General features: G+C 34.9%; 12 protein-coding genes. 8 read left to right on the plus strand and 4 right to left on the minus strand.

What is annotated here, in order from left to right:
* Positions 1-156 precede the first annotated feature (156 nt).
* The 5 genes from prfB (at position 157) to HMPREF9071_RS06180 (ending at position 6,270) form a co-directional block, all read left to right on the plus strand.
* A protein-coding gene (prfB, locus tag HMPREF9071_RS06160) for a peptide chain release factor 2 (protein ID WP_117601732.1) occupies positions 157-1,259 on the plus strand; the annotation gives its coding sequence in 2 pieces (ribosomal slippage) (positions 157-235 and positions 235-1,259; 1,104 coding nt in all).
* A gap of 51 nt (positions 1,260-1,310) precedes the next feature.
* Complete coding sequence (gene topA, locus HMPREF9071_RS06165) at positions 1,311-3,830, plus strand: type I DNA topoisomerase (RefSeq protein WP_009745737.1); 2,520 nt, start codon at positions 1,311-1,313, stop codon at positions 3,828-3,830.
* 435 nt (positions 3,831-4,265) lie between these two features.
* Positions 4,266-4,574 carry a hypothetical protein gene (locus HMPREF9071_RS06170; protein WP_009745738.1) on the plus strand — a complete coding sequence of 103 codons (309 nt, stop codon included), beginning with the start codon at positions 4,266-4,268 and terminating at the stop codon, positions 4,572-4,574.
* Between the two features lie 46 nt (positions 4,575-4,620).
* Entirely contained in the window at positions 4,621-5,619 is a 999-nt protein-coding gene (locus HMPREF9071_RS06175; protein ID WP_009745739.1) for a hypothetical protein, read from the plus strand.
* A 9-nt stretch (positions 5,620-5,628) separates the two neighbouring features.
* Entirely contained in the window at positions 5,629-6,270 is a 642-nt protein-coding gene (locus HMPREF9071_RS06180; protein ID WP_009745740.1) for a hypothetical protein, read from the plus strand.
* A 243-nt stretch (positions 6,271-6,513) separates the two neighbouring features.
* Here the strand turns inward: HMPREF9071_RS06180 and miaA are convergent, their stop codons facing one another.
* Positions 6,514-7,419, minus strand: coding sequence for a tRNA (adenosine(37)-N6)-dimethylallyltransferase MiaA (gene miaA, locus HMPREF9071_RS06185; RefSeq protein ID WP_009745741.1), 906 nt, complete (start codon positions 7,417-7,419; stop codon positions 6,514-6,516).
* Between the two features lie 66 nt (positions 7,420-7,485).
* On the opposite strand from miaA, the gene HMPREF9071_RS06190 reads away from it, so the two are divergent.
* Together HMPREF9071_RS06190 and HMPREF9071_RS06195 are read left to right on the plus strand one after the other, a co-directional pair.
* Entirely contained in the window at positions 7,486-8,352 is an 867-nt protein-coding gene (locus HMPREF9071_RS06190; protein ID WP_009745742.1) for a CPBP family intramembrane glutamic endopeptidase, read from the plus strand.
* Positions 8,353-8,360: 8 nt separating this feature from the next.
* On the plus strand, positions 8,361-9,440 hold the full coding sequence (locus HMPREF9071_RS06195) for an AMP-binding protein (protein WP_009745743.1): 1,080 nt from the start codon (positions 8,361-8,363) through the stop codon (positions 9,438-9,440).
* Between the two features lie 13 nt (positions 9,441-9,453).
* Here the strand turns inward: HMPREF9071_RS06195 and HMPREF9071_RS06200 are convergent, their stop codons facing one another.
* The 3 genes from HMPREF9071_RS06200 to HMPREF9071_RS06210 form a co-directional block, all read right to left on the minus strand.
* Complete coding sequence (locus HMPREF9071_RS06200; protein WP_009745744.1) at positions 9,454-10,350, minus strand: cation diffusion facilitator family transporter; 897 nt, start codon at positions 10,348-10,350, stop codon at positions 9,454-9,456.
* A gap of 599 nt (positions 10,351-10,949) precedes the next feature.
* Positions 10,950-11,729, minus strand: a complete 780-nt coding sequence (locus HMPREF9071_RS06205) for a TerC family protein (RefSeq protein ID WP_009745746.1) — start codon at positions 11,727-11,729, stop codon at positions 10,950-10,952.
* A gap of 54 nt (positions 11,730-11,783) precedes the next feature.
* On the minus strand, positions 11,784-12,209 hold the full coding sequence (locus tag HMPREF9071_RS06210; RefSeq protein WP_009745747.1) for a helix-turn-helix domain-containing protein: 426 nt from the start codon (positions 12,207-12,209) through the stop codon (positions 11,784-11,786).
* A 133-nt stretch (positions 12,210-12,342) separates the two neighbouring features.
* Between HMPREF9071_RS06210 and HMPREF9071_RS06215 the strand changes: the two genes are divergently transcribed.
* Positions 12,343-13,422, plus strand: coding sequence for a M14 family zinc carboxypeptidase (locus HMPREF9071_RS06215; RefSeq protein WP_009745748.1), 1,080 nt, complete (start codon positions 12,343-12,345; stop codon positions 13,420-13,422).
* The last annotated feature ends 50 nt before the right edge of the window (positions 13,423-13,472 follow it).

Below are 13,472 nucleotides of genomic sequence, written 5' to 3' on the forward strand. Positions count from 1 at the left end.
TGATTGATATATGAAGATTATATTTTATATTTATCTATTTGATTGTCAAAATATTAGAAATATTTTTAATTTTATTTAGAAAGATTTAGGTAAAAAAATAATATTCTCCCTAAAAATAATAGATAAAAAGTCGTACTTTTGCCGAAATTTTCGTGAATGATAACCATAGAGCAGTTAAGAGAACTTAGCCAGCGGGTAGAGAACTTAGAGAAGTACCTCCAAATTGACAAAAAAAAATAGAAATTGCCAATGAGGAGGAAAAAACATTAGCACCAGGTTTCTGGGATAACCCAAAACAAGCGCAAATAGTAGTTCAAAAACTTCAATCTCAAAAAAAATGGGTAATCGATTATGAAAAATCAGCTGAAATGCTGGAAGAACTCCAAGTTATGTTGGATTTCTATAAGGAAAATGCTATTTCTGCTGAGGAAGTAGAAGCATTTTATGCTAAAACACTTACTCATATTGAGAATTTAGAGTTTCGCAATATGCTTTCCGATGAAGGAGATGCTCTTAGTGCAGTTTTACAGATTACGGCAGGAGCAGGAGGAACAGAAAGTTGTGATTGGGCTTCTATGCTTATGCGTATGTATATCATGTGGGCAAATAGACAAGGTTTCTCTGTAAAGGAACTTAACTATCAGGAAGGTGATGTGGCTGGAGTAAAGACGGTTACCCTTGAAATAGATGGTGAATTTGCTTTTGGCTATCTCAAAGGAGAGAATGGGGTACATCGCCTTGTACGGATCTCGCCCTTTGATAGTAATGCCAAGCGGCATACTTCTTTTGCTTCTGTATATGTGTACCCCTTAGCCGATGATACCATTGAAATAGAGATAAATCCAGCCGATATTTCTTTTGAAACCATGCGTTCCAGTGGAGCAGGTGGACAGAATGTCAACAAGGTAGAGACGGCAGTGCGCCTCCGTCACCATCCTACGGGAATTATTATTGAAAACTCTGAGACACGTAGCCAGCTGGATAATAAGAACAAAGCCTTGCAGTTGCTCAAGTCACAACTCTACGAAATGGAACTCAAGAAGCGACAGGCTAAGCGTGATGAAATTGAGGCTAACAAAATGAAAATAGAATGGGGTAGTCAAATTCGTAATTATGTGATGCAACCCTATAAGCTCGTCAAAGATGTCCGTACAAACTATGAAACAACTAATGTGGATGCGGTGATGAATGGCGAAATAGATGATTTCTTAAAAGCATACTTGATGCTTATGGGACAACAAAATAATGATGAAGATTAATCATTATCATTGGGCATTAATCATTACTTTTTTACTTTAATATTAATTCGAATGGCAAAAAATTTAGTAATTGTAGAGTCTCCTGCCAAGGCGAAAACTATTGAGAAATTTCTGGGAAATGATTACAAAGTTTTGTCCAGTTATGGACATATTGCTGACCTTCCGGACAAGGAACTGGGGGTGGATGTTCAGCATGGATTTAAGCCTCACTACCTTATCTCATCGGATAAGAAAACCCTTGTAAAAACACTCAAAGAAGAAGTGAAAAAGGTGGACACCGTTTGGCTGGCTTCCGATGAAGACCGTGAGGGAGAAGCAATCGCATGGCACTTAGCTGAAGAACTCAAATTACCTAAGGAGAAAACAAAGCGTATTGTCTTCAATTCCATTACTAAATCCGCCATTGACCATGCTATAAAAAATCCCCGTGGAATAGACTATAATTTAGTTAATGCCCAACAAGCACGTAGGGTGCTTGACCGATTAGTAGGGTATGAACTATCTCCTGTATTATGGAAAAAAATACGTAAGGGGCTATCGGCTGGACGTGTACAGTCCGTTTCTGTACGACTTATCGTAGAGCGCGAACGGGAGATACAGGACTTCAAAACAGAAGCCTCCTATAAGGTAACTGCTGAGTTCCTTAACAAGGAGGGAAAACTCATCAAGACCCATATCAATAAGTCTTTCCCTACCCAAGAGGCTGCTAGAGATTTCTTAGAGCAAAATATAGGGGCTACTTTCTCAGTTACTCATCTGGAAACCAAGCCTACTAAGAGAACTCCTGCACCTCCCTTCACTACCTCCACTCTTCAGCAGGAGGCATCCCGCAAGCTCCGCTTCTCAGTATCCAAAACGATGCAAATAGCGCAACGCCTTTATGAATCAGGGCTTATTACCTATATGCGTACCGATAGCGTAAACCTTTCTCCAGAGGCGCTCGGTGCTGCAAAGAAAGAAATAGAGAAGTCCTACGGACAAGCATATAGCAAAACACGCCAATATACCTCTCATTCCAAAGGAGCTCAGGAGGCTCATGAAGCTATCCGCCCTACCGATATGGCAGCACATACCATTAAGGCAGAAAATGATCAAATGCGCTTATATGAACTTATATGGAAGCGAACTATTGCCTCCCAAATGAGTGATGCGCTTGTAGAACGCACTCAGTTAAAAATCAATGCTAATACCCATTCGGAGCCCTTTGTAGCTACTGGAGAAGTGATTACCTTTGATGGCTTCTTGAAGGTGTATCTCGAAGGCAAAGATGACGAAGAAGAAGAAAACGAGGGAATGTTACCTTCTTTAAAAATTGGAGAACATCTTGATAATAAGAATATTATTGCTACCCAACGCTTCTTAAGACCTCCTTTACGATATACAGAAGCCTCCTTGGTGAAAAAATTGGAGGAATTAGGAATTGGGAGACCTTCCACTTATGCTGCTACTATTTCCACTATACAAAACCGTGGCTATGTAGAGCGTAGTAACTTTGAAGGAGAAAGCCGTACCTATCTACAATTATCCTTAGTAAAAGGTGAAGTGAAAGAAAAGAAACTTACTGAAAAAGTGGGAGCAGACAAAGGAAAACTCATTCCTACTAATATAGGAATGGTGGTGAATGACTTCCTTATAGCTCACTTTGACAATATTGTAGATTATAACTTTACCGCCAAGGTGGAAGAGGAGTTTGATGACATCGCCTCTGGTAAAGAGGATTGGTCAAAGATGGTCGGGCGATTTTATGATGCTTTTCACCCAACGGTTACCGATGTAGAACAGAATGCAGTACGGGAAACAGGAGAACGTGTTTTAGGAACTGACCCAGCTACTGGGAAGCCTGTAAGTGCTCGCTTAGGTCGTTATGGAGCTATGGTACAGATAGGCACTGTAGAGGACGAAGAGAAACCTCGCTTTGCTAGCCTGCTTCCCAATCAGTCCATAGATACGATTACCTTTGAGGAAGCTATGAAGCTCTTTGAGCTCCCTCGCAAGTTGGGCGTATTCCAAGGCAAGGAAGTGGAATCCAATATTGGGCGCTTTGGTCCTTATATCCGCTTTGGAGAATCCTTTATTTCCTTAGATAAGTCCTTGGATGTATTCTCCGTTACTTTTGAACAGGCAAAAGAGGTGATCGAGCAAAAACAAAAAGCGGATGCTCCTATCTCAGTATATGATGGCAAGGAAGTAACCAAGGGAGTAGGACGTTTTGGTCCCTTTATCAAATGGAATAATATGTTTATCAGTGTCAGTAAGAAATATGACTTTGACAATCTTTCCCCGAGTGATATAACCACCCTTATTGAAGAAAAGCTAAAGAAAGAATCCGAGAAGGTGGTCAAAGAATGGACATCCGAGGGAATTCGTATAGAAAAAGCCCGCTGGGGACGCTATCACCTCGTCAAAGGAAAAACTAAAGTAGAGCTCAGCAAGGATACCAATATAGAAGCCTTTACTTTAGAAGAAGCCCAAGCACTCTTGGTCCCTAAGGAGAAGCCTAAGAAGGCTACCAAAAAAACATCCGTTAAGACAACGACTAAGACAGCTACCCGAAAAACTATTAAGAAATAAGAAATGATTTGAAAATTTAACAAATAGAATTAATATACTTTCATAATTTTTTATTACCTTTGCAGAGGATTAGAAATAAATAAATTATGAATATTTTAAGAACGCAACGCAACGCAACGCAACGCAACGCAACGCAACGCAACGCAACGCAACGCAACGCAACGCAACGCAACGCAACGCAAGCCTTTATTGTGTCTTAGTTTAAGCGATTTCTATATAAAAATAATTGAGAAAAGCAAGCCTGCTTACGAAATTTTTCGTGAGTAGGTTTGCTTTTTTGTCTTTGTTAAAATAACAAGTCGGTCGTAGCTTGACCACTCAGCACTCTAATTTTGCACTCAGAAATAGAAACAGCTATCCGAAGGGCTGTGTTTTTAGAAGGCGAAACCCGAAAAGCCTGTAATAGAGTAAGGGAGAAATTTAAATTTTAAAAAAATGGCAATTTCAAACATTGAACTAAAAAATAAAATGTATTATGTGTATGATGAAAAGCAAAAAGAAATTACACATAATTGGGAGAATACTCTTGGAGAACTAAAGGGGTTTAGTTCTGAACTTGTTGTCTTCTATAGAAACAAAATGTTCTATATTTATGATGAGAAGTTAAAAGAAATCTCCCATAATTGGGAAAACTCTTTAGGTGAATTTAGAAATGTAGCAGGGAAGACAATTACATTTGTAAGGAATAAAATGATGTATGTCTATGATGAGAAACTTAAAGAACTTTCTCATAAATGGTTGTAAAAATAAGTAGGGGCATTATTACCCCTACTTTTAAAACTTTATAATAATGAAAAAAGAATTTTTTAAAAGTAAATTATTCATTGCATTAGCTATTCTATTAGCTATTTCACTAAGTATATTCATATTTAGTATTATCTACGAAGGAGAAATGCCTAAGTTAGTTGAGAATATCAACAATTCTGCTATAGGGGCAATCTTTACAGCTATTATCACTGTTTTCCTTCTACAAGGACAAACCGCCAGTGAAGAAGATAAGGAAAGAAACGTAAAAGTTTTTGAGAAGAAATCTGAACTTTTCAATAACTTTATAGAAGAACTATGGAGGATATGGGATGATAGGTATATTTCTATGGAAGAACTCAATGAATTACTTAAATTGGTAGCCAAGGATATTATCCCTTATGCCAAACCAGAGAGTTCTGAAAGCATTTTACGATCACTTAACAACATTGCTATAGAAGCTCAAAAACAACAAAATAGCAAGGAAAGCAAAGTACAAGTTCAAACCTACTTGTATAGTATTATCAATATTTTAGCCAAAGAAATAGGTTTAGGAGGAGCCATAGAAAAGCAAGTCGCCCTTGAACTCAACAAACTTGAAGAACATATTCTACCTTACCTTAATAGAAAATCATATATTCAGAAAATCAAATACTTAGTTCAGGAAAGATTAGGAAAGAATCTCACTGATTTTATAGAAGAAGATGGAATATTATGGTGGCGAGTAAAAGGAGAAGAAACAGGTATGTGGCTCAGAGTAGGGGATACCAATAATAATGGATCAACCTATATCACCTATTGGTCTGACTTCTACAATAATCGCCAATATACCTCTTACCGTTATGCTCAAAAAGGAGCATCAAAAGACTGGATACAAGGCTATAAACTAATTGATACCTTTGATTATAATTTACTGAGAAAAGGCGAAGAACTTAGCCAAGAAAGTATAGAAGCTCTTGCTAATGAAATTATTAAATTTTATGAAGAGGGACTAATTAATAACAAAACAATTGATGAAATTATAGAAGAATGCAATTCCAAATGATGTAGAAATATGACAACTAATTTAAAAAATATATTCTTCATTCCTTATATAGGTGATAAATATGGAGAAGGATACCATGGCAAAAAAGTATTAGTATTAGGGGAGAGCCATTATTGTGCAGATGATGAGGGGAATACAAGTATTGAGGACTATCCTGAATGGAAGAGTCTTACCAATGAGGTAATAGAAAATTTTAAAGAATATCAGCGAGGTAATAAGGAACATAGCAATTGGATGCGTACTTTTACCAAATTCGCCAAAGCTTTCAATAATGGAGACTTGTCTGCTGAGCAAATTATAGATTTTTGGGAGCACGTGGCCTTTTATAATTATGTACAGATACCTATGGTTGCACCTCGTCAATCTCCCACTGAAGAACAATTTGCCAAATCAGAAAAAGCATTTTGGGAAATATTGGAGACTTATCAGCCAGATATAATCACAGTATGGGGGCAAAGACTTTGGACAAAACTACCTTATACAGGAGAATATCTTCCTAAAGAAAATACACTAATAAATAAAAGGAAAGGTTTGTACTACTATAAAGTGAAGGACAAAAAGATTCCAGCTATGTATATTACCCATCCTTCTGCTTCTAGTTTCCATTATCAAACAGTATATAATGAACTTAAAGAGTGTTTTTCCTTATAATATACATCTACTTAATAAGAAATCCTAAGTAGCCACCATCCCTACAAAATACTAACGAATTTTGTGTTATAGCCTTTGTAGGGGTGTTTTTTGATAGAAAAATGAACCTATTAAATTAGTTAGATTTCGGCAATAAAACAAACAAATTGCCAAAATCTAATATATTAAAATAGAACAATAGCCAAGAAGTCCATAAAGGAATGAATACATTCCTAAATTCTATTTCTATAAACAATTCAAAACTTATAACTCAGAACTCCTTTTAATGTAGTCTATAATATTTCTTCTATCTTCTTTGTAGTCAAACCATTGTATATCGTTAGATTTCTTAAACCAAGTGAGTTGTCGCTTGGCAAAGCGACGAGTATTCATCTTGGCATTTTCTATGGCTTCGGTTAGGGAGGTCTTGCCCTCCCAGAAGTCAAAGAATTCTCGGTAGCCTACCGTTTGTAGGGCGTTGAGGTGGCGGTAGGGGAGTAGGCGCTCTATCTCTTGAAGGAGACCTGCCTCAAGCATCACCTCCATACGCTGGTTGATACGGTCGTAAATCGCTTCCCGATCGGCTCTGAGACCTATGGTGATAGGGGTAAAGGGGCGATAGGTGATTTTCTGTTGAAGGTAGTAGGAGTAAGGGTGGTCACTGCTAAGGCATACTTCCAAGGCACGTATGATACGCTGTGGGTTTTGTAAATCAACTTTATTATAATAGGTGGGGTCTAACTCTCTGAGATGCTGTTGTAGAGTGGTGATCCCTTCTTCTCGGTACAGTTGATTGAGCTGTTTACGTACCCCTTCCCTTGTAGGGGGGAAATTGTCTAAACCCTTGAGTATGGCATCGTTATACAGACCACTGCCACCCACCATGATAATTATGTTTTTTTTACTAAAAAGGTTGGTAATCAAGGCTATTGCTTCTCGCTCAAAGTCGCCCACGGAATAGGGGTCAAAGATACTCTTATGTTGGATAAAGTGATGAGGAACTGCTGATAACTCCTCTTGGGAAGGGACGGCAGTACCTATACACATTTCCTTATAGAACTGGCGAGAGTCGCAGGAGATAATCTCAGTATTAAAATATTGGGCTAAGGCAATGGCTAAAGATGTTTTCCCTATGGCAGTAGTACCTACTATATTGATTAAGAAATTCATGACTCAATTCTTCTCTACTTCAGGTATTTTTCGTAATTTTGCAAAAGTATAATTTTTTTAGGAAATATGTATATTAAAAATGGTTTTTTTGTCAAGAATAAATGGTTTTATTTTATCCCGATATCTTTATTTTTGTTATTGAATATTAATGCTTTTTTCTCTCCACAACCCGATTATAGTGCTCTTGTAGCGCAAGTGGGAGAATTGCCTTTCTTCACAATGAATGTAGCATTGTTCTTACTCTTTTTTACGCTCCTTTTCTTTATAGTTAGGGTCATACATAATCAACCTATTGTCCAGTTCACTACCGGACGAAAGAAAATAGATTTTAAAAGAATCCTTTTTAGCTTTTCCTTGTGGGGAGGGATAATTGTTCTACAGACCCTCTTGAGCTACTGGATTTTTCCTTCTGATTATCAATGGAATTTTGAGCCTATACCTTTCTTTACTTTAGTTCTTATTTCTTTGCTTTTTATCCCTTTTCAAGCAGGTTTTGAGGAATACTTTTTTAGAGGATATTTTCTTCAAGCAATGGCTATTGTAAGTAGAAACAAAGGGATACCTCTTCTATTTAGCTCCATTTTCTTTGGCTTGGTACATGTGGCTAATCCTGAAATAGGTAAAATGGGCTATGGTTTTTTATTATTCTATATTAGTTTAGGGCTATTTTTAGGAATACTTACCTTGATGGACGATGGCTTAGAACTCTCTTTAGGCTTCCATATTGCTAATAATTTTTTTATTTCCTTTCTGACCACTTCCTCATGGAGTGTATTTCAAACGCCTTCATTACTTAAAGAGGTATCCGAACCTGAAATCACAGGACTTTATCTGCTTTCCTTCTTTTTACCTTTGTTATTATTGTTGTATATTTTTGCCAAGAAATATCATTGGACAGACTGGAAATCACGTCTTTTTGGAAAAATTGATTAAATATTGAAATGAATTCATTCATAATAAATCATTTGCATAAGGCTACAAAGATAAATGATATTCCTTGTAAAGAGCAAGGAATAAGAGAAATAATTACTTTATTTTCAGAAAGTAAAGAAGTGCATTTGCAAAAAGCAGCTATTTTCCTTACTCAATGGTTCGATGAATATGATCACATAGAGTTACAAACCTCTGGTACTACGGGAATTCCTAAGAAAATACAAGTTAAGAAAAAGTATATGGTTCACTCTGCTATGCTTACAGGAAATTTTCTTTGCTTAAAAGTCGGAGATACTGCTTTATGTGTACTTCCTACTGATTATATTGCTGGGAAAATGATGATAGTCAGAGCCTTAGTGTTGGGGCTTTCTTTGCATATAATGCCACCAAGTAGTACTCCTTTTGCCTCTGCTGTAGGGGGGTATGATTTTGTAGCCCTAACTCCTATGCAAGCTATAAAATCCTTGAGTGAACTATACCGAGCCAGAAAGATTATCTTAGGAGGAGCTCCTATTTCTTTAGAAATGGAAAAAGCATTCCAAGAAGTACCTTCTAAAATATATGCTACTTATGGAATGACGGAAACAGTTTCTCATATAGCCTTACGAACCATTAGTCCCAGAAAAGAACATAGTTTTTTTTATACTACATTAGGAAAAATAACCGTATCCCAGGATAAGAATCATTGCTTAGTCATAGATTGTCCAGAGGTGTCTGATAAGCAAATAAGGACTCATGATGTAGTTATTCTTCATGGGAATAAGTCCTTCCAATGGAAAGGTCGCTTGGATAATATCATTAACTCAGGAGGAATAAAGATTTTTCCAGAAGGAGTAGAAAGCAAGCTATCTTCATTTATCTCAGACAGATTTTTTATATGGAAAGAGCCAGATGAGTTGTTAGGTGAAAAGGTAGTCCTTTTTGTAGAAGGTAAGGAAGAAGATTATCCTAATTTGCTTAGTAATTTACAAAAAGAGCTTATATTTTCAAAGTATGAACTTCCTAAAAAGATATATTTCCTCCCTCAATTTAAGCTTACTTCCTCCGATAAGATTCAAAGAGAAGCTACTGCTAAGTTAGTTTTGTAGGGGAGTATTATACTTAAATATTCTTACATTTAAGACAAATATCTCTATAATCAGGTTCTACATGAATAAGTATAGAAGTGAGAGAAGGAATTCTCTTCTGTAAAGTATCCTTGAAGGTATGGGCTATATCATGTCCTTCTTTTACTGTAATCTTTCCATTGACAATGATATGGATATCTACACAATAAGACATCCCTGCTTTCCTAATATGACATTTTTCCACTGCCATAACTCCTGAAATATCCTTGGCAATCTCCTTAATTCTTAAGGATAGCCCCTCATAAACGTCTTCATCCAAAATTTCACCAAGAGCTGGACGGAAAATCAGATAAGCATTGAAGAGTATAATCCCAGAGGCGAACAGTGCAGCCCAATCGTCAGCCGTTTCAAAACCTTCTCCAAAGAGTAAGGAGATACTAATACCTATAAAAGCAGCTACAGAAGTAATGGCATCAGACCGATGATGCCAAGCGTCTGCTTTAAGGGAAGTGCTCCCTGTAAGTTTACTATTGCTAAGAACTACACGGTAATTGATCTCCTTCCAAAGTATGATGATTCCTAACAATATTAATGTCCATGCCTTAGGACTCTTCTGAGGGGTAAGGATATTTTGGTATCCTTGATAAGCAATCAGTAGGGCAGAGGCAATCAAAAATCCTACAACAAGGAAAGTAATCAAAGGTTCTATTTTCCCATGTCCATAAGGATGATTTTTATCAGCAGGTTTTTCTGCATATTTTAACCCAAAAAATACCAAACTGGAGGAGAAAACATCAGAAACAGACTCTATGCCATCGGCAATTAGGGCATAGGAGTTCCCCAAGATCCCAGCACTAATCTTGATTCCTGCCAATCCTAAATTTCCAAAAATACTAAAGCAAATCGTTTTATAAGGTGATTTTTTTTCCATGAGTCATGTACAATCCTTCAAGGAAAGAACGCTATAAATTGAATGCAAATATACATAAAAGTTTTCTTTTATTAAATAATTAATTTTAATTATATATAAATAATTGGTTCATATATATTTATATATTATAGTGTAATGTTTTACATTCATATTATTTACAATTAATTTACTATATAGAATATGAATATATATGTATATAATATATTGAAATTCATCAATATAGTTAATTTTATGAGCTATAAATATAAACATTTAGTTTATAAATCATATTGTATACACTTAATAATCAATTATATAATTAGCAAATTATTAATAAAATTCATTTGAAAAATGGTAATATTTTTATTGAATTTGTAAGTTAATAAGTTTCTATGAAACTGTAAGTTTTCTTTTATTTTTGTTTTACAAAGAAAGGGGGCAAAGGAACAAACGATATCTTAGATATCTAAATCATATATTTTTGGTTTTCTTGGTTATTTAAAGGCAGGAAATTTCAATAGATAATATAATAATAAGTAGTAAGGGCATAACAATAAAAAAACTCCAAAAACAGTTAATTGCATTGGAGTCTTTAATCTTTCTGAATTAATATTGTGAAGTTAAGATTTTTTTCGCATTCGCATATTTAAGAATTCAGTGGCTAAAGAGAAGGCAATAGCAAAGTATAGATATCCTTTAGGGATGGCACCTACTTCCTTTCCAAAAATAATAGCATGAGACAGGTGCATACTCTCTGTAATAAGCATAAAACCTATGAGAATGAGGAAGGAGAGTGCTAATATTTGAATGGATGGATTGTGATTCACAAAATCTCCTACAGGAACAGCAAAGAGCATCATAATACCTACCGAAATAACTACTGCAATAATCATTATTAAAAGAGCTCCTTCTAAACCATTTGTCATTCCCACAGCGGTGAGAATACTATCCAAGGAGAAAATGATATCAATCATAAGAATTTGAAAGATAGTTCCCCAAAAAGAAGTTCTTCTTGACTTCTCAGCCTCATTGGAATCTGTAATGTGTTCTATATGATTTACTTTGGCATGAATCTCTCGGGTCGATTTATACAAAAGAAATAACCCTCCTATAAGTAGAATGATGGCTTGCCCATTAAGAGATACTTTAAACCAACTATAGTCTACACGAATCCATGGCTCTTTGAGTTGTATTAATAAGGAGATACAGAACAGCAATACTATACGAATAAGCATAGCTAAAAATAATCCAACACGAGTAGCCCTTTTTCTTTGTTGGTCAGGAAGTTTTCCAGTAACAATTGATATAAAAATAATATTGTCAATTCCTAATACTATTTCTAAGAAAACAAGGGTAAGCAATGCTACTAAGGCATCTAAAGTTAATAAATGTTCTATCATAAAAAGTTTACAAATGTAAAATTAATAAAGTTCAATAATTAAAGTACAAATATACTACAAATTTTCAAATATTTCAAAGGATTTGTCAGTATAAAAGAAAATTATTTTCTGGATGCGTTTGGTTATCTTATCAGGAGTAGATGCTTTAATAATTTCTTTATTTTCACGCTTTTTAGAAGAAATTTCGTCCATATTAGGAAAAGGAATTTCTGTGTTTATAAGCGTAGTATTCACTAATTTTTCTTTCTTTTCTTCTTTAGGGAAATTTCCATCTCCATAGAGTAGCCAATATAAGTCCACCTCAGGATATTTATCTATAATTCTAAGTACAAAATCTAGACTAGGTTTGTTTCTTTCTGATAATAGATGAGATATACTTGAACGAGGAACTCCTAAATGATCTGCTAAAGCAGATGCACTTAATTCGTTATATTCCATAAGTCTCTGTAAACGAGCGATAAAATCTTGTTGGTTAAACATAGTCTATAAAGATTAAATTATAATTACAAAAGTAAAACAATTATTTTAAAGATACAAAAATATTTTACAACAATAAACTAATTAGTTTTTACAAAAGTGAATGATATTAATATTACTTTTGTAAAAAAATCAAATGAATTACATTTATACTAAAGATGAGAGAATTACAGGAAAGTATGTTTCCTTCTATCATTTAGAGGAAATCCTTAAGGACTATTCATTTTGGAGAATGTTGGAAGGAACTTCTGAAAATGGGCTTCCTATTCCTTTATATAGGATTGGAGAAGGGAATAAACGTATTTTATTATGGTCACAGATGCATGGAAACGAGAGTACTACCACTCGTGCCTTAGTGGATATATTAAAGCTGTTCTCGGAACAAGGATATTATTTCTCAGATAGTCAGTTATATATTATTCCTATGCTAAATCCTGATGGAGCTAATTTATATACAAGAGAGAATTTCAATAAAGTAGATCTTAACAGAGATGCTATAAATCTTTCACAAAAAGAAAGCCAGTTTCTTAAAAGGATTTTTGAAGAAATAAAGCCTGCTTTCTGTTTTAATTTGCATGATCAACGAACTATTTTTGGAGTAAAGGACAAACCTGCTACTATATCCTTCTTAGCCCCTGCGGTAGATGAATCAAGAAGTATAACAATAATACGAAAAAAAGCAATGGAGGTGATTACAAAAATGAATTATAATTTACAAAAGTTAATTTGTAATTGTGTAGGTCGTTTTGATGATAGTTTTAATCCTAATTGCACAGGAGATCAATTCTCCCTTTTAGGAACTCCTACGATACTTATTGAATCTGGCTTTTATCCTAATGATTACCTTCGAGAGCAAACCAGAAAATATATTGCTTTATCAATACTAGAAGGACTAAAATACATTAATGATAATAATGTAACAGGGACATTATACCAGGAGTATTTCCAGATTCCTGAGAATCGAAAGAATTTCTGTGATTACTGTATTATAAATGATAAAAACCTGACACAAAGATTTTATATACAATTGGAGGAAACCCTTCATGGGGAGAAAGTTACATTCTCTCCTAAGTTATTAGAAATAGGAAATAAACAGGATTATTATGCTCATCATACTTATATGTTATCAGAAGTATATAATGAAAATAATTGCAATATTGATAATATTATTTCTCATATTTTAGCTTATATTGAAGATGAAGTAAAAAAAATATAATTTTTTTGCTATTTTCCCTTTTTTATCCCCAAAAAAGTTATACCTTTGCT

It is taken from the genome of Capnocytophaga sp. oral taxon 338 str. F0234, assembly GCF_000192225.1.
In the GTDB taxonomy this organism is placed as follows: domain Bacteria; phylum Bacteroidota; class Bacteroidia; order Flavobacteriales; family Flavobacteriaceae; genus Capnocytophaga.